We start from the raw sequence: 16660 nt of genomic DNA, 5'->3' as shown, positions 1-16660 counted from the left end.
CCCCGGCCGCGGCCCCCCTCGCCCCCGCCCTCCCCGGACTCCCAGGCAGGTGACGTCGTGACGGCGCCCAGGCAGCCCCGCCGCCCGGTTCCCGGGCCCGCCCGCCCCGCGGCCCGTCCGCCGCGCCCCCGCGTCGGCACCCAGCCGCTGCGCCTGGGCAGCCCCCGTCCCCGGCTGCGCCTGATCGGCTTCGCCCTCACCCTGGTGCTGCTGGTGTTCACCGTGCGGCTCCTCCAGGTGCAGGCCGTCGACGCCGACGCGTACGCGGCCCGCGCCAACGTCAACCGCTACATCCCCGTCACCCTGGCCGCCGAGCGTGGGGCCATCACCGACCGCAACGGCGTGGACCTGGCCACCACGGTCGACGCCTACGACATCACCGCCGCGCCCGATCTGCTCACCCCCGAGCGGGCCAAGGTGAAGGGCGCCGCCCGCAAGGCCGCCGAGCTGCTGGCGCCGGTCCTGGGCGGGACCGCGGACGAGCTGGAGGAGAAGCTCACCGCCAACCCCCAGTCCAAATACGTGGTGCTGGCCCGGCAGCAGAGCCCCCAGGTCTGGAACCAGATCCGCGAGCTGAAGCAGAAGGCCGCCGCACGGGTGTCCGGGAAACGGGGCGCCGTGAACGTCCTCACCGGCGTCAACCGCGAGGCGCACAGCAAGCGCGTGTACCCCAACGGGGACCTCGCCGCCGGGATACTGGGCTTCGTCAACGCCGACGGACGCGGCGGCGGCGGACTGGAGGCCCAGTTGAACACCGAACTCGCGGGCAAGGACGGCAAGCGCGTCTACGCCCAGTCCGGCGGCCGCCAGGTGCCCACCGGCGACCTGAAGGAACAGGCCGCCGTCCCCGGCTCGGACGTCGAGCTGACCATCGACCGGGACATCCAGTGGGCCGCCCAGAGCGCCATCGCCGCCCAGGTGCGCACCTCCCAGGCCGACCGCGGCTACGTCGTCGTCCAGGACTCCCGCAGCGGCGAGATCCTGGCCATGGCCAACGCGCCCGGCTACAACCCCAACGACCTCGCCCACGCCGACCGCGCCGCGATGGGCAACGCGGCCCTCCAGGACGCCTACGAGCCCGGCAGCGTCAGCAAGGTCATGACCATGGCCGCCGTCCTGGAGGAGGGCGCCGCGACCCCGGACACCCGGGTGGAGGTCCCCAACCGGCTGCCCCGCGCCGACCGGGCCTTCGCCGACGACATCGACCACGCCACCTGGCACCTCACCCTCAACGGGGTGCTGGCCAAGTCCAGCAACATCGGCACGATCCTGGCCAGCGAACAGCTCGGCAAGACGCCGGAGGAGTCCGGCGCGGTCCTCCACACCTATCTGCGCAAGTTCGGCCTCGGCAGCCCCACCGGCCTCGGGTTCCCCGGTGAGACGCCCGGCATCCTCGCCCCGGCGCAGAAGTGGAGCGCCTCCCAGCGGTACACCGTCCCGTTCGGCCAGGGCCTGTCCCTCAACGCCGTCCAGGCCGCCTCGGTCTACTCGACCATCGCCGGCGGCGGGGAGCGCGTCCGGCCGACCCTGGTCCGCGGCAGCAAGGGCCCCGACGGGCGGTTCGCCCCCGCCCAGACGCCGCCCAGGACCCGGGTGGTCAGCGAGAAGACCGCCAAGCAGCTGTCCGAGATGCTGGAGTCCGTCGTCGACGACCGGGACGGCACCGGGACCAAGGCGAAGATCCCCGGCTACCGGGTCGCGGGCAAGACCGGCACGTCCAACCGGGTGGATCCGAAGACCGGCCGCTACCACGGCTACACCGCCTCCTTCGCCGGCTTCGCCCCCGCCGACCAGCCGCGGGTCACCGTCTACTGCGCCATCCAGAACCCCACCCGGGGCAACTACTTCGGCGGCCAGATCTGCGGGCCCGTCTTCCAGCAGGTCATGTCCTTCGCGCTGAAGACCCTCCAGGTGCCGCCCTCGGGCAGTCAGCCCCCGCGGCTCCCGGTGGAGTACTGACGGTGCCCCGGCGCCGCACCCCCGGGCCGTGCCGACTGTGACGCACGGCACGCCCGAACCCGGGAACCGCGGCCCGGCGCGCCCCTCGCTTCGCGACGGGCCGGGTGCGCCCGGTACGCTCACCGCCGTGCCCCACGCTGATCAGTCCCCAGCCACCCCCCCGGAACGCCCCGCTCCGGGAGCGCCCCGCCCCGCCCGGGTCCGGCCCGTGCCGCTCACGGAGCTCGCCGGTCAGCTGGGCGTCCGCGTCCCGCAGGGCGACGGCCGGGAGGCCGAGATCACCGGCATCACGCACGACTCCCGTGCCGTCCGTCCCGGTGACCTCTACGCCGCCCTGCCCGGTGCCCGCTTCCACGGAGCGGAGTTCGCCGCCCAGGCGGCCGGCCTCGGCGCCGCCGCCGTGCTGACCGACCCCGCGGGCGCCGAGCGCGCCGCCGCCACCGGCCTGCCCGTCCTCGCCGTCGACGACCCGCGCGGCCGGATGGGCGCCCTCGCGGCGACGATCTACGGCGAGCCGGGCCGCGACCTGCTGCGCATCGGCATCACCGGAACCTCCGGCAAGACCACCACCGCCTACCTCATCGAGGGCGGCCTGCGGGCCTGGGAACGGACACGCGCCGCGGACTCCGGGCGTCCGGAAGGCCTCACCGGCCTGATCGGCACCGTCGAGTCCCGCGTCGGCGACGAGCGCGTCAAGTCCGAGCGCACCACGCCCGAGGCCACCGACCTCCAGGCCCTCTTCGCCGTCATGCGCGAGAAGGGCGTCCACTCGGTCGCCATGGAGGTCTCCAGCCACGCCCTGGTGCTCGGCCGCGTCGACGGCTGCGTCTTCGACGTCGCCGTCTTCAACAACCTCAGCCCGGAGCACATGGAGTTCCACTCCGGCATGGAGGACTACTTCCGGGCCAAGGCCGAGCTCTTCACCAAGGAGCGCAGCCGGGTCGGCGTGGTCAACGTCGACGACGCCTACGGCCGGCGTCTCGCCGGGGGCGAGTCCGAGGTCCCCGTGGTCACCTTCTCCGCCGAGGGCCGCCAGGACGCCGACTGGCGCGCCGTGGACGTCGAGTCCGGCCTGTTCGACTCCACGTTCACCATCGAGGGCCCCGACGGCGTCTCCGTCCCGGCCCGTTCGCCGCTCGCCGGCCCCTTCAACGTCGCCAACGCGCTGGCCGCCGTCGTGGCGCTGGTCGCGGCCGGCGCCGACCCGCGGACCGCCGCGGACGGCGTCGCGGCCGTCGCCGGCGTCCCCGGCCGGCTGGAGCGCGTCGACGCCGGGCAGGGCTACCTCGCCGTCGTCGACTACGCCCACAAGACGGACGCCGTCGAATCGGTTCTCCGCGCCCTGCGCAAGGTCACTCCCGGCCGGATCCACGCCGTCCTCGGCTGTGGTGGTGACCGGGACACCACCAAACGCGCCCCGATGGGCGCGGCGCTGGCCCGCCTCGCCGACACCGCCGTCCTGACCTCCGACAACCCCCGCTCCGAGGATCCCCTCGCGATCCTCGCCACCATGCTCGCGGGCGCCGCCGAGGTGCCCGCCGCCGAACGCGGCGCCGTCCTGCTGATGGAGGACCGCGCCGCGGCCGTCGCCGCCGCCGTCGCCCGCGCCGAACCCGGGGACACCGTCCTCGTCCTGGGCAAGGGCCACGAACAGGGCCAGGACATCGCCGGAGTGGTACGCCCCTTCGACGACCGCCAGGTGCTGCGCGAGGCCATCGAGCGCGGCAGCCGTTCGGACGCGGTCACCAAGCACCGGAACGACCAGGGATGACAGACCGCCATGCGCGCACTGCAGCAACCGGCCCGTGAGGCCCTCCGGAAGCCCGACCGAACGGCTGGAGGTGACCCCAGGTGATCCCCCTGTCCCTCGCCGAGATCACCGCCATCGTGGGCGGGCAGCAGCACGACATACCGGACCCGGACGCCCTGGCCACCGGATCCGTCGTCATCGACTCCCGTGAGGTGGTCCCCGGCGGCCTCTTCGCGGCCTTCGCCGGGGAGCACGTCGACGGCCACGACTACGCCGGGCGCGCGATCGACGCCGGTGCGGTGGCCGTACTCGCCACCCGGCCCGTCGGCGTACCCGCCATCGTCGTCCCGGACGTCGTCGCAGCCCTAGGGGCGCTGGCCCGCGCCGTCGTGGAGCGCCTGGGCGCCACGGTGGTCGGCCTGACCGGCTCGGCCGGGAAGACCAGTACCAAGGACCTGATCGGCCAGCTCCTGGAGCGCCTCGGCCCCACGGTCTGCCCGGCGGGCAACCTCAACAACGAGATCGGCCTGCCGGTGACCGCCCTGCGCGCCGCCGAGGACACCCGGCACCTCGTCCTGGAGATGGGCGCCCGCGGTGTCGGCCACATCCGCTACCTCGCCGAGCTCACCCCGCCGCGCATCGGCCTCGTGCTCAACGTCGGCACCGCGCACATCGGGGAGTTCGGCGGCCGCGAGCGGATCGCGCTGGCCAAGGGCGAGCTGGTCGAGGCGCTGCCGGCGGCGGCCGAGGGCGGCGTCGCCGTGCTCAACGCCGACGACCCGCTGGTCCGCGCCATGAGCACCCGTACCAAGGCCCGTACGGTCCTCTTCGGCGAGTCCGCCGACGCGGACGTCCGGGCGGAGGGCGTCCGCCTCACCCCGGCCGGACAGCCCGCTTTTACGCTGCACACACCCTCCGGGTGCGCCGACGTGACCATGCGGCTGTACGGTGAGCACCACGTGTCGAACGCGCTCGCCGCCGCCGCCGTCGCCCATGAGCTGGGCATGCCCGTGCAGGAGATCGCGTCCGCGCTCTCCGGGGCGGGCCAGCTCTCCCGCTGGCGGATGGAGGTCACCGAGCGCGCGGACGGCGTGACGATCGTCAACGACGCCTACAACGCGAACCCCGAGTCCATGAGAGCCGCGCTCCGCGCGCTGGCCGCCATGGGCGAAGCCGCCAGGGCACAGGGGGGCCGCACGTGGGCGGTGCTCGGCCAGATGGCGGAGCTCGGCGAGGAGTCGCTCGCCGAGCACGACGCGGTCGGGCGGTTGGCCGTCCGGCTCAACGTCAGCAAGCTCGTGGCAGTCGGGGACAGGGAAGCGGCCTGGCTGTGCATGGGCGCCTACAACGAAGGTTCGTGGGGTGAGGAGTCGGTGCACGTGTCCGACGTGCAGGCGGCGGTCGATCTGTTGCGCAGCGAGCTGCGCCCGGGAGACGTCGTACTGGTGAAGGGGTCCAGGTCGGTCGGGCTGGAACGGGTCGCACAGCAGCTGCTCGTGGGTGAGGGCGAGGTCACCGGTCGATGAACCAGATCCTTGTCGCAGGAGTCATCGGACTCTTCCTGACGCTCATCGGCACACCGCTGCTGATCAAGTTCCTCGCCCGCAAGGGCTACGGCCAGTTCATCCGCGACGACGGCCCGCGCGGCCACGCCGGGAAGAAGGGCACGCCCACCATGGGCGGCATCGCCTTCATCCTGGCCACGCTCGTCGCGTACGCCGCGACCAAGGTGGCCACCAGCAGCAAGCCGACGACGTCGGGCCTGCTGGTGCTGTTCCTGACCGCGGGCATGGGCCTGGTCGGCTTCCTCGACGACTACATCAAGATCGTCAAGCAGCGGAGCCTCGGTCTGCGGGCCAAGGCGAAGATGGCCGGCCAGCTGATCGTCGGCATCGCCTTCGCGGTGCTCGCCCTCCAGTTCGCGGACACCCGCGGCCAGACCCCGGCCTCCACCCGGCTGTCGTTCACCCAGGACTTCGGCTGGACGCTGGGCCCGGTGATCTTCGTGGTCTGGGCGCTGTTCATGATCCTCGCGATGTCGAACGGCGTGAACCTCACCGACGGCCTCGACGGCCTCGCCACCGGCGCCTCGGTGATGGTCTTCGGCGCCTATGTGTTCATCGGCACCTGGCAGCACGGCCAGTCCTGCGCCAACTCCCTCACTGCGGGCGCCGCCTGCTACGAGGTCAGGGACCCGCTCGACCTCGCCGTCGTCGCCTCGGCACTGATGGGCTCCTGCTTCGGCTTCCTGTGGTGGAACACCTCACCCGCCAAGATCTTCATGGGGGACACCGGCTCGCTCGCCCTCGGCGGCGCGCTCGCGGGACTGGCCATCTGCTCCCGCACCGAACTCCTCATCGCCCTCCTCGGCGGTCTGTTCGTCCTCATCACCATGTCCGTGGTGATCCAGGTCGGTTCGTTCCGCCTCACCGGGAAGCGCGTCTTCCGGATGGCCCCGCTCCAGCACCACTTCGAACTCAAGGGGTGGAGCGAAGTCCTTGTGGTGGTCCGGTTCTGGATCATCCAGGGCCTGTGCGTGGCCGTCGGCCTCGGAATCTTCTACGCGGGATGGCTGGCCATCAAGTGACCTCCACCGAATTCCACGGCAAGCACATCACCGTCGCCGGCCTCGGCGTGAGCGGCGTCAGCGCCGCCCGCGCCCTGGCCGGCCTCGGCGCCCGCGTCACCGTCGTGGACGGCGGCGAAGGACCGGCCCTGCGCGAGCGCGCGGCGGCCCTCGGCGACGCCGTCACCGTCCGCCTGGGGGACGCGGCCACCCTCCCCGAGGGCACCGACCTCGTCGTCACCTCGCCCGGCTGGCGCCCCGACAGCCCGCTCTTCGCGGCCGCCGCCGCGGCGGGCGTGGACGTCGTCGGCGATGTGGAGATCGCCTGGCGGCTGCGCGGCGAGGGCGCGCCCCCGTGGCTCGCGGTCACCGGCACCAACGGCAAGACGACCACCGTGCAGATGCTCGCCTCCATCCTGGAGGCGGCCGGCCTGCGCACCGCCGCCGTCGGCAACATCGGCACCCCCATCGTCGACGTGGTGCTCTCGCAGGAGCCCTACGACGTGCTGGCCGTCGAACTCTCCAGCTACCAGCTGCACTGGGCGCCCTCGCTGCGCGCCCACTCCGCGGCCGTGCTCAACCTGGCGCCGGACCACCTCGACTGGCACGGCTCCATGGAGGCGTACGCCGCCGACAAGGGCCGGATCTACGAGGGCAACCGGATCGCCTGCGTCTACAACGCGGCCGATCCCGCCACCGAGCACCTGGTCCGCGAGGCCGACGTCGAGGAGGGCTGCCGTGCCATCGGCTTCACCCTCGGCGCCCCCGGCCTCTCCCAGGTGGGCGTCGTCGACGGCATCCTCGTCGACCGCGCGTTCGTGGCCGACCGGCAGCGCAACGCGCAGGAGCTCGCCGAGGTCTCCGACATCCATCCGGCGGCGCCCCACAACGTCGCCAACGCCCTCGCCGCCGCCGCCCTGGCCCGCGCCTTCGGCGTCGAGCCCCGGGCGGTCCGCGACGGCCTGCGCGCCTTCCGGCCCGACGCCCACCGCATCGCCCACGTCGCCGACGTGGACGGCGTCGCCTACGTCGACGACTCCAAGGCCACCAACACCCACGCCGCCGAGGCGTCCCTGGCGGCCTACGGGTCCATCGTGTGGATCGCGGGCGGCCTGGCCAAGGGAGCCACCTTCGACGGCCTGGTCACCGCCGCCGCCGAGCGGCTGCGCGGCGTCGTCCTCATCGGGGCCGACCGGGCCCTGATCAAGGAGGCACTGGCACGACACGCCCCGGATGTCCCGGTGGTGGACCTCGACCGGACCGACACTGGGGCGATGGCCGAGGCCGTCCGGGAGGCGGCACGGCTCGCCGGGCCGGGCGACACCGTCCTCATGGCCCCGGCCTGCGCGTCGATGGACATGTTCACCCACTACGCCGAGCGGGGCGAGGCGTTCGCCGCGGCGGTCCGGGAGCTGACCGGTCCGTCCGACGGCCGCGCCACGGAAAACTAGCCGTCCGGTCACCGCGCCGCGGGCCGGGCGGCGCGGAACACCAGCGGAGGGGACCCGGATGCACGCCTACCACCCTGGCCGCGCCGACGCCACGGCAGGGCCGCCCGGTGCCTGGACGGCCCTCCGCGGGCCCTCCGCGCGCCCCCGGCCCGCCCGCCCCTCCGGCGCCCCGCCGGCCCGTGGAGCGGCGGGCAGGGGCCCGGGAGCGGGCGCCCCCCGCGGCGGCCCGCCGCGCGGGACCGTCCTGGGCGGCCTGCGCACCCTGTACGGCCGGGTCCGCCGCGCCTGGGACCGGCCCCTCACGGCGTACTACCTCATCCTCGGCGGCTCCCTGCTGATCACAGTGCTCGGCCTGGTGATGGTCTACTCGGCCTCCCAGATCAAGGCCCTGCAGAGCGGGCTCGCCCCCACCTACTTCTTCCGCAAGCAGCTGCTCGCCGCCGCCATCGGCACCGGGCTGCTGCTGGTGGCCGCCCGGATGCCGGTGAAGGTGCTGCGGGCGCTCGCCTATCCGCTGCTCGCCGGGTCGGTCTGCCTGCTCGTCCTGGTCCAGGTGCCCGGCGTCGGCGAGACCATCAACGGCAACACCAACTGGATCTCCCTCGGCGGCCCCTTCCAGGCCCAGCCCAGCGAGTTCGCCAAGCTGGCCCTGGTGCTCTGGGGCGCGGACCTGCTGGCCCGCAAGCAGAAGAAGAAGCTGCTCACCCAGTGGAAGCACCTCCTGGTGCCCCTGGTGCCCGTCACCTTCGTCCTGCTCGGCCTGATCATGGTCGGCGGCGACATGGGCACCACCGTCGTCCTCACCTTCGTCCTGTTCGGCCTGCTGTGGGTGGCCGGCGCCCCCACCCGGCTCTTCGCCGGAGTGATCGGCGTCACATCCGTCCTCGCCGTCCTGTTCATCAAGACCAGCGCCAACCGCATGTCCCGCCTGGACTGCATCGGCGCCAGCGACCCGGGCGCCAACGACCAGTGCTGGCAGGCCGTGCACGGGATCTACGCCCTGGCCAACGGCGGCTGGTTCGGCGCCGGGCTGGGCGCGAGCGTCGAAAAATGGGGCGAACTGCCCGAGCCCCACACCGACTTCATCTTCGCGATCACCGGTGAGGAACTGGGGCTGGCGGGGACGCTGTCGGTCCTCGCCCTCTTCGCGGCTCTAGGCTATGCGGGTATCCGCGTGGCCGGACGCACGGAGGACCCCTTCGTGAGGTACGCCGCGGGAGCGGTGACCACCTGGATCACGGCCCAGGCCGTGGTCAACATCGGTGCGGTGCTCGGCCTGCTGCCGATCGCCGGTGTGCCGCTCCCGCTGTTCTCCTACGGAGGGTCCGCCCTGCTGCCGACCATGTTCGCCATCGGGCTCCTGATCGCCTTCGCGCGCGACGAACCCGGTGCGCGGGCGGCGCTGGCCATGCGGCAGCCTGGGGTGAGATGGAAGACGATGAGACGGCGCGTCAAGAAGCGGCCGTCCGGAGAGCGGTGAATTTCGGTGCATGTCGTACTCGCCGGCGGGGGGACCGCCGGCCACATCGAGCCCGCGCTCGCCCTCGCGGACGCCCTGCGCAGGCAGGACCCGACCGTGGGGATCACGGCGCTCGGCACGGAGCGCGGGCTGGAGACCCGGCTCGTGCCCGAGCGGGGCTATGAGCTGGGCCTGATCCCGGCCGTACCGCTGCCGCGCAAGCCCACGCCCGAGCTGATCACCGTGCCCGGGCGGCTGCGCGGCACCATCAAGGCCGCCGAGCAGATCCTGGAGCGCACCAAGGCCGACTGCGTGGTCGGCTTCGGCGGCTACGTGGCGCTGCCCGGCTACCTCGCCGCCAAGCGGCGCGGCGTGCCGATCATCGTCCACGAGGCCAACGCCCGCCCCGGCCTCGCCAACAAGATCGGCTCGCGGTACGCGGCCGGCGTCGCGGTCTCCACCCCCGACAGCAAGCTGCGCAACGCCCGCTACGTGGGCATCCCGCTGCGCCGCACCATCGCCACCCTGGACCGGGCCGCGCTCCGCTACGAGGCGCGCGCCGCGTTCGGCCTGGAGCCGAACGTGCCGACGCTGCTGGTGTCGGGCGGCTCGCAGGGCGCCCGCCGGCTGAACGAGGTCGTCCAGGCGGTCGCCCCGTCGCTCCAGCGCTCGGGCGTCCAGATCCTGCACGCGGTCGGCCCGAAGAACGACGTGCCGCATGTGGACAACATGCCCGGAATGCCGCCTTACATCCCGGTATCGTATGTGGATCGCATGGATCTCGCGTACGCAGCGGCCGACATGATGCTCTGCCGCGCGGGCGCCATGACCGTCGCCGAACTGTCCGCCGTCGGGCTGCCGGCCGCCTACGTCCCGCTGCCCATCGGCAACGGCGAACAGCGGCTCAACGCCCAGCCGGTGGTCAAGGCGGGCGGCGGACTGCTGGTCGACGACGCCGAACTGAGCCCCGAGTGGATCCACCACCACGTGCTCCCGGTCCTCGCCGACCCGCAGCGGCTGTACGACATGTCCCGCGCCGCCGCCGAGTTCGGCCGCCGGGACGCCGACGAGCTCCTGGTCGGCATGGTGTACGAGGCGATCGCCGCACGCAGGGGCTGACGCACCGTCGGCATGGAGGAGGCTGGGAAGCGTGGCCGGACCGACGACCGCCCGGCGTGGCGAACGCAAGCCGAAACCGAAGTCGCCGTCCGGCTCCTCCCGGCCTCCCAAGGGGTCCAAGAAGAAACCCGCCGCCCGGCAGAAGGCCGGCGCGGCGGGGGCCCGCACGGGACTCGGCCGCCTCCTGCCCCGCCTCTCGCGCCGCACCCGGCTGGTCGTCCGGGTGGTCGCGGCCGTCCTCCTCGGCGCCGGGATCGGCTGGGTGCTCTACGGCTCCAGCTGGCTGCGCGCCACCCACGTGGAGGTGGACGGCGTCGAGGTCCTGACGGCCGATGAGGTCCGCGAGGCCGCCGACGCCCCGCTCGGCGAACCGCTGATCTCGGTCGACACCGACGCCATCGGGGAGCGGCTGCGCAAGCGGCTGCCCCGGATCGAGTCGGTCGACGTCGAACGGGACTGGCCGCACGGCGTCAGCGTCGAGGTGACCGAACGGCAGCCGAGGGCAATCCTGGAGAAGGGCGGCAAGTTCATCGAGATCGACGGCATGGGAGTGCGGTTCGCCACAGTCGACCGCCCGCCGCGCAAGGTCCCCCGGCTGGTGATGGAGGCGCCCGCGGACGCCCCCGGCACCCGCCGCTTCGGCCGCGCCCGCCTCGAACGCGAGGGCGTCCGGGTCTCGGCCTCCCTGCCCCCCGACGTCCGCCGGGACACCCTCGTCATCCGGGTACGGTCGTACGATGCGATCACCGTGGAGCTGACGGGGGGTCGGACGGTCGTCTGGGGCAGCGGTGAACGGGGCGAGGCGAAAGCCCGTTCGCTCACCGCGCTGATGAAGGCGGCGCGTGGCGCGAACCACTTCGACGTGAGCGCCCCGGGCGCCCCTGCGGCGTCGGGGAGTTGACGGAGGTCCGGCCCTGGCAGCACCCTGGTTGGCTACGCCTATGGGTGATCACATAGGGTGAAAAGAAAAACGGGAGGTTCGGCGTGTTCGTTGAACACGCGCCACTTGTCGACTTAGTGTCCTGTTCCGAGAACCCAGGGAACAGTGGCACGGGTAACCCTAAACTTCAACGTTAGGGTTCGGGTTGGCATTGCGAACCGTCCCCCAGGCATACGTAACTCGAGGCGAGAGGCCTTCGACGTGGCAGCACCGCAGAACTACCTCGCAGTCATCAAGGTCGTCGGCATTGGCGGCGGTGGCGTCAACGCCATCAACCGGATGATCGAGGTCGGTCTCAAGGGCGTCGAGTTCATCGCGATCAACACCGATGCACAGGCCCTGCTGATGAGCGACGCCGACGTCAAGCTCGACGTCGGCCGGGAGCTCACCCGGGGTCTCGGCGCCGGCGCGAACCCGGACGTCGGCCGCAAGGCCGCCGAGGACCACCGTGAGGAGATCGAGGAGGTCCTCAAGGGGGCCGACATGGTCTTCGTCACGGCCGGCGAGGGCGGCGGCACCGGCACCGGTGGTGCGCCCGTCGTCGCCAACATCGCGCGCTCGCTGGGCGCCCTGACGATCGGTGTGGTCACCCGGCCGTTCACCTTCGAGGGCCGCCGCCGCGCCAACCAGGCCGAGGACGGCATCGCCAGCCTCCGCGACGAGGTCGACACCCTCATCGTCATCCCCAACGACCGCCTGCTGTCCATCTCGGACCGTCAGGTGAGTGTGCTCGACGCGTTCAAGTCGGCGGACCAGGTCCTGCTCTCCGGCGTCCAGGGCATCACCGACCTGATCACCACCCCGGGCCTCATCAACCTCGACTTCGCCGACGTCAAGTCCGTGATGTCGGAGGCCGGTTCGGCGCTCATGGGCATCGGCTCGGCGCGCGGCGACGACCGCGCGGTGGCCGCCGCCGAGATGGCGATCTCCTCGCCGCTGCTGGAGGCGTCCATCGACGGCGCCCGGGGCGTCCTGCTCTCCATCTCCGGTGGTTCGGACCTCGGTCTCTTCGAGATCAACGAGGCGGCCCAGCTGGTCAGCGAGGCGGCCCACCCCGAGGCCAACATCATCTTCGGTGCCGTCATCGACGACGCACTCGGCGACGAGGTCCGGGTCACGGTCATCGCGGCCGGCTTCGACGGCGGGCAGCCGCCGGCCAAGGGCAGCCGCGACAAGGTGCTCGGTTCCTCCTACGGACGCGAGGAGGCTGCCGCCGCGCCGGCGCCGGCCGCGAGCCGTCCCGAGCGGCCGGCCGAGCCGGTCCGTCCCTCGTTCGGCGGACTCGGCAATGTGACCCCCCGTACCGAGGAGCCGGTTCCGGACCCGGTGCCGGTCGCCGAGGTCCCGCCGCCCCCGGTCGCCTCCCCCCAGGTGCCGCCGGCCCGCCCGTACCAGGACTCGACCGCCGAGGAACTGGACGTTCCCGACTTCCTGAAGTGACACACCTGAAGTGACTTCGGTGATAGGAAACTCAGCCCCGGACACCCGGGGACGGCCCCACGTGGCACATGCGAGCGGCGCGCACTTCGCCTCCACCGACCGGTGGGGCGGGGTGAGCGCCGCTCCGTATGCGGAGCTCAACCTGGGCGGCGCGGTCGGCGACGACCCCGCGGCGGTCCGGACCAACCGGGAGCGGGCGGCCCGTTCGCTCGGGCTCGACCCCGCGGCGGTCGTCTGGATGAACCAGGTGCACGGCAAGGACGTGGCCGTGGTCGACGGACCGTGGCGGGGTGGGGAGGAGATCCCCGCGGTGGACGCGGTGGTGACGGCCCGCCGGGGACTCGCCCTGGCGGTGCTCACCGCCGACTGCACCCCGGTCCTGCTGGCCGACCCGGTCGCCGGGATCACGGGGGCGGCCCACGCCGGCCGCCCCGGGCTGGTCGCCGGGGTGGTGCCCGCGGTCGTCGAGGCGATGGCCGGACTCGGCGCCGATCCTGCGCGGACGCTGGCCTTCATCGGCCCTTCGGTCTGCGGCGGCTGCTACGAGGTGCCCGAGGCCATGCGGGCCGATGTCGCCGGGGCGGTGCCCGAGTCGTGGGCCACCACCCGGTGGGGCACCCCGGCCGTGGACGTGGCCGGCGGCGTCCGGGCGCAACTCGGCCGAATGGGCGTCAGCCTCGTGGGGCAGTCGCACATTTGCACGATGGAATCGGCGGACCACTTCTCCTACCGGCGCGACCGGGTGACGGGACGGCTCGCCAGTTATGTGTGGCTCGGCGACGACGAGCGCGCAGGGGAAGCCGAAGGGGGGCCGGGGCGATGACGGACCGCAGAGCCCAATTGGACCGGAATCTCGCCCGGGTGGAGGAACGTATCGCCGCGGCCTGTGCGGCGGTGGGCCGAAAGCGTGAAGAGGTGACCCTCATCGTGGTCACCAAGACCTATCCCGCGAGCGATGTCCGGCTGCTGGCGGAACTGGGGGTCCGTCACGTGGCCGAGAACCGCGACCAGGACGCCGCCCCGAAAGCCGCGGAATGCTCGGATCTGCCGCTCACCTGGCACTTTGTCGGTCAATTGCAGACCAACAAAGTGAAATCCGTGGTGAATTATGCCGACGTCGTGCACTCCATTGACCGGCTTCGACTGGTCACCGCGCTTTCCACGGCGGCGGTCCGGAAAGGCCGTGCGATCGACTGTCTGATCCAGGTGGCGCTGGACGCGGAGACCGGCGACGGACCGGGCCGCGGCGGCGTCGGACCGGACGGGGTGGCGGCCCTCGCCGACGCCCTCGCCGGGGCCGAGGGCCTGCGCCCCGCGGGGCTCATGACGGTCGCTCCGCTGGCCGGGCCGTACGCGGGCAGACCCCGGGCGGCCTTCGAGCGGCTGCGGGAAATCGCAACGGACCTGCGCGCGGCCCATCCGGCTGCGAACATGGTGTCCGCGGGAATGAGCGCTGATCTGGAGGACGCCGTGGCGGCGGGTGCGACACATGTACGCGTCGGCTCAGCGGTACTCGGAGTCCGACCCGGCCTCGGGTAACGTCGCCAAGAGTCGGACCACAGCACAAAATATGGTCATTCCCGTCAGAAGGCGGGCGGACCAAGTGGATCCAGCGCCGTTGAGGAGCCGATCCACCACAGAGCGGAGGACGCAGAGAATGGCCGGCGCGATGCGCAAGATGGCGGTCTACCTCGGCCTCGTGGAGGACGATGGGTACGACGGCCGGGGATTCGATCCCGATGACGAGTTCGAGCCCGAGCCGGAGCCCGACCGGCGCCGGCAGCAACACCAGGCCCAGCAGACGCAATCGGACGAACCGGTACGGGTCGCCCAGCCACCGGCGCAGCGCGAACCGGCTCCGCTGACAGCGGAAACGGGACGACCCGCCCGAATCGCCCCCGTGTCGTCCATCACACCCGAACGCCACTCCCTGGAGAAGAACGCACCGGTGATCATGCCCAAAGTTGTGTCCGAGCGGGAGCCTTACCGCATCACGACATTGCACCCCCGGACCTACAACGAGGCCCGTACCATCGGGGAACACTTCCGTGAAGGCACCCCGGTGATCATGAATCTGACCGAGATGGACGACACCGACGCGAAGCGACTTGTCGACTTCGCCGCCGGTCTGGTCTTCGGCCTCCACGGGAGCATCGAACGGGTGACGCAGAAGGTGTTCCTGCTGTCTCCTGCTAACGTCGATGTCACGGCGGAGGACAAGGCCCGCATCGCAGAGGGCGGGTTCTTCAACCAGAGCTAGAGACGCACAATCAGGCAATGCCGGTGAGAGACGGTCAATAGGCCGGGCACGACAAGGGGAGAGGGAAGCGCGGGATGGACATCGCACGGCAGGTGGTCTACATCGCGCTGTACGTCTTCCTGATCGTGCTCATCTTCCGATTGGTGATGGATTACGTCTTCCAGTTCGCCCGCTCGTGGCAACCCGGTAAGGCGATGGTGGTCGTCCTTGAGGCGACCTACACTGTCACCGATCCGCCACTCAAGCTTCTGCGGCGGTTCATCCCGCCGCTGCGTCTCGGGGGCGTGGCGCTCGACCTGTCCTTCTTCGTACTGATGATCATCGTCTACATCCTGATCACCGTCGTGGAGCGGCTGTGAACGCGGCTGTGAACGATACGGTCTTGCCGATTGCCGACGACTACGTTGAGGTGAAGAAGAGATGCCGCTGAGCCCCGAGGACGTGCGGAACAAGCAGTTCACGACCGTCCGTCTCCGAGAAGGCTATGACGAGGACGAAGTCGATGCCTTTCTCGACGAGGTCGAGGCCGAGCTGACCCGCCTGCTCCGGGAGAACGAGGACCTGCGCGCCAAGCTGGCCGCAGCGACCCGAGCCGCGGCGCAGAACCAGCAGCAGCAGGGCATGCGGAAACCCGAGCCGCAGGACCAGCGACCAGGTCCCGGCGCTCCGGTGCCCGCCGCCATATCCGGCCCGCAGCCGGTGCCGCCGAACCAGCAGCAGATGGGCGGCCCGCCGCAGCTTCCGGGCGGTGCCCCGCAGCTGCCGGCCGGGCCGGGCGGACACGGCCACGGTCCCCAGGGCCCGCACGGCGCGGGTCCCATGGGACAGAACCCCATGGGCCAGGGCGGTCCCATGGGTGGCCCGATGGGTGGTCCCATGGGTCAGGGCGGCCCCGGCCCGATGGGTCAGGGCGGTCCGATGGGCCAGGGTGGCCCCATGGGCCAGGGCGGTCCGATGGGCGGCCCCGGTCCCCAGATGCCGCAGCCGGGCCAGGGCCCGGGTGGCGACAGCGCCGCCCGTGTGCTCTCGCTCGCGCAGCAGACGGCCGATCAGGCGATCGCGGAGGCACGCTCCGAGGCCAACAAGATCGTCGGCGAGGCCCGCAGCCGTGCCGAGGGCCTGGAGCGGGACGCCCGCGCCAAGGCCGACGCCCTGGAGCGGGACGCGCAGGAGAAGCACCGCGTGGCCATGGGCTCCCTGGAGTCCGCCCGCGCCACCCTGGAGCGCAAGGTCGAGGACCTGCGCGGCTTCGAGCGCGAGTACCGCACGCGGCTGAAGTCCTACCTGGAGAGCCAGCTGCGCCAGCTGGAGAACCAGGCGGACGACTCCCTCGCCCCGCCGCGCGCCACCAGCGCTCCGTCGCTGCCGCCGGCCCCCTCCATGAGCGGGTCCATGGCATCGGCCGGTGCGGGCATGGGCGGTCACAGCATGGGCGGCAACTCGTCCATGGGTGGCGGTCATGGCCAGTCGTCGGGTGCCCCGTCGTACGGCGGGCAGCAGCAGATGTCGCCCGCGATGACCCAGCCGATGGCGCCGGTGCGGCCGCAGGGGCCGCAGCCGATGCAGGCGCCCTCGCCGATGCGTGGGTTCCTCATCGACGAGGACGACAACTGACGGCGGGTTGCTTCCCGCTCGGCGGGTAGTCGTCGTCGCAATCACAACGGGCCGGGCCCCGGGGATTACCCCCGGGGCCCGGCCCGTTGTCGTGGTGTGGTT

The 16660-nt window shown here is 72.3% G+C and carries 14 protein-coding genes; all 14 read left to right on the top strand.

Annotated elements, in window-relative coordinates; translation table 11 throughout:
- Positions 1-1959: penicillin-binding protein 2 (locus HN013_RS29815; protein WP_249375585.1), on the top strand; the 1959-nt coding region annotated here is incomplete at its 5' end.
- Positions 1960-1996: 37 nt separating this feature from the next.
- Entirely contained in the window at positions 1997-3730 is a 1734-nt protein-coding gene (locus HN013_RS29810) for a UDP-N-acetylmuramoyl-L-alanyl-D-glutamate--2,6-diaminopimelate ligase (RefSeq protein WP_171171744.1), read from the top strand.
- A gap of 80 nt (positions 3731-3810) precedes the next feature.
- Positions 3811-5235: a UDP-N-acetylmuramoyl-tripeptide--D-alanyl-D-alanine ligase gene (murF, locus tag HN013_RS29805; protein WP_171171738.1), complete on the top strand. Its 1425-nt coding sequence runs from the start codon at positions 3811-3813 to the stop codon at positions 5233-5235.
- Positions 5232-6296 (top strand): phospho-N-acetylmuramoyl-pentapeptide-transferase, encoded by a 1065-nt coding sequence (gene mraY, locus HN013_RS29800; RefSeq protein WP_171171736.1) that lies wholly within the window; start codon positions 5232-5234, stop codon positions 6294-6296. Before murF ends, mraY begins: the two co-directional genes overlap by 4 nt.
- Positions 6278-7726: a UDP-N-acetylmuramoyl-L-alanine--D-glutamate ligase gene (gene murD / locus HN013_RS29795; protein ID WP_171171734.1), complete on the top strand. Its 1449-nt coding sequence runs from the start codon at positions 6278-6280 to the stop codon at positions 7724-7726. Before mraY ends, murD begins: the two co-directional genes overlap by 19 nt.
- Before the next feature lie 58 nt (positions 7727-7784).
- The gene (ftsW, locus tag HN013_RS29790; protein WP_171171732.1) at positions 7785-9206 is read left to right on the top strand and encodes a putative lipid II flippase FtsW; all 1422 of its coding nucleotides are present in this window, start codon (positions 7785-7787) and stop codon (positions 9204-9206) included.
- A gap of 6 nt (positions 9207-9212) precedes the next feature.
- Positions 9213-10304: an undecaprenyldiphospho-muramoylpentapeptide beta-N-acetylglucosaminyltransferase gene (murG, locus tag HN013_RS29785; protein ID WP_171171730.1), complete on the top strand. Its 1092-nt coding sequence runs from the start codon at positions 9213-9215 to the stop codon at positions 10302-10304.
- Between the two features lie 31 nt (positions 10305-10335).
- Entirely contained in the window at positions 10336-11205 is an 870-nt protein-coding gene (locus HN013_RS29780) for an FtsQ-type POTRA domain-containing protein (RefSeq protein WP_171171728.1), read from the top strand.
- 240 nt (positions 11206-11445) lie between these two features.
- Positions 11446-12684, top strand: coding sequence for a cell division protein FtsZ (ftsZ, locus tag HN013_RS29775; protein WP_171171726.1), 1239 nt, complete (start codon positions 11446-11448; stop codon positions 12682-12684).
- 61 nt (positions 12685-12745) lie between these two features.
- Entirely contained in the window at positions 12746-13507 is a 762-nt protein-coding gene (gene pgeF, locus HN013_RS29770) for a peptidoglycan editing factor PgeF (RefSeq protein ID WP_171171724.1), read from the top strand.
- On the top strand, positions 13504-14223 hold the full coding sequence (locus HN013_RS29765; protein WP_171171722.1) for a YggS family pyridoxal phosphate-dependent enzyme: 720 nt from the start codon (positions 13504-13506) through the stop codon (positions 14221-14223). Before pgeF ends, HN013_RS29765 begins: the two co-directional genes overlap by 4 nt.
- A 118-nt stretch (positions 14224-14341) precedes the next feature.
- The gene (locus tag HN013_RS29760) at positions 14342-14944 is read left to right on the top strand and encodes a cell division protein SepF (protein WP_049715457.1); all 603 of its coding nucleotides are present in this window, start codon (positions 14342-14344) and stop codon (positions 14942-14944) included.
- A 74-nt stretch (positions 14945-15018) separates the two neighbouring features.
- Positions 15019-15303, top strand: a complete 285-nt coding sequence (locus HN013_RS29755) for a YggT family protein (protein ID WP_004955828.1) — start codon at positions 15019-15021, stop codon at positions 15301-15303.
- Between the two features lie 61 nt (positions 15304-15364).
- The gene (locus tag HN013_RS29750) at positions 15365-16558 is read left to right on the top strand and encodes a DivIVA domain-containing protein (protein ID WP_171171720.1); all 1194 of its coding nucleotides are present in this window, start codon (positions 15365-15367) and stop codon (positions 16556-16558) included.
- Positions 16559-16660 lie beyond the last annotated feature (102 nt).

It is taken from the genome of Streptomyces sp. I05A-00742, assembly GCF_013055795.1.
In the GTDB taxonomy this organism is placed as follows: domain Bacteria; phylum Actinomycetota; class Actinomycetes; order Streptomycetales; family Streptomycetaceae; genus Streptomyces.
This window is presented reverse-complemented; position numbering and strand designations above follow the sequence as displayed.

Bases quoted from the DNA above. Each gene is read 5' to 3' on its own strand.
- mraY (WP_171171736.1), top strand. From the start codon at position 5,232: ATGAACCAGATCCTTGTCGCAGGAGTCATCGGACTCTTCCTGACGCTC.
- murD (WP_171171734.1), top strand. From the start codon at position 6,278: ATGGCTGGCCATCAAGTGACCTCCACCGAATTCCACGGCAAGCACATC.
- ftsW (WP_171171732.1), top strand. From the start codon at position 7,785: ATGCACGCCTACCACCCTGGCCGCGCCGACGCCACGGCAGGGCCGCCC.
- HN013_RS29765 (WP_171171722.1), top strand. From the start codon at position 13,504: ATGACGGACCGCAGAGCCCAATTGGACCGGAATCTCGCCCGGGTGGAG.
- HN013_RS29760 (WP_049715457.1), top strand. From the start codon at position 14,342: ATGGCCGGCGCGATGCGCAAGATGGCGGTCTACCTCGGCCTCGTGGAG.
- HN013_RS29755 (WP_004955828.1), top strand. From the start codon at position 15,019: ATGGACATCGCACGGCAGGTGGTCTACATCGCGCTGTACGTCTTCCTG.
- HN013_RS29750 (WP_171171720.1), top strand. From the start codon at position 15,365: ATGCCGCTGAGCCCCGAGGACGTGCGGAACAAGCAGTTCACGACCGTC.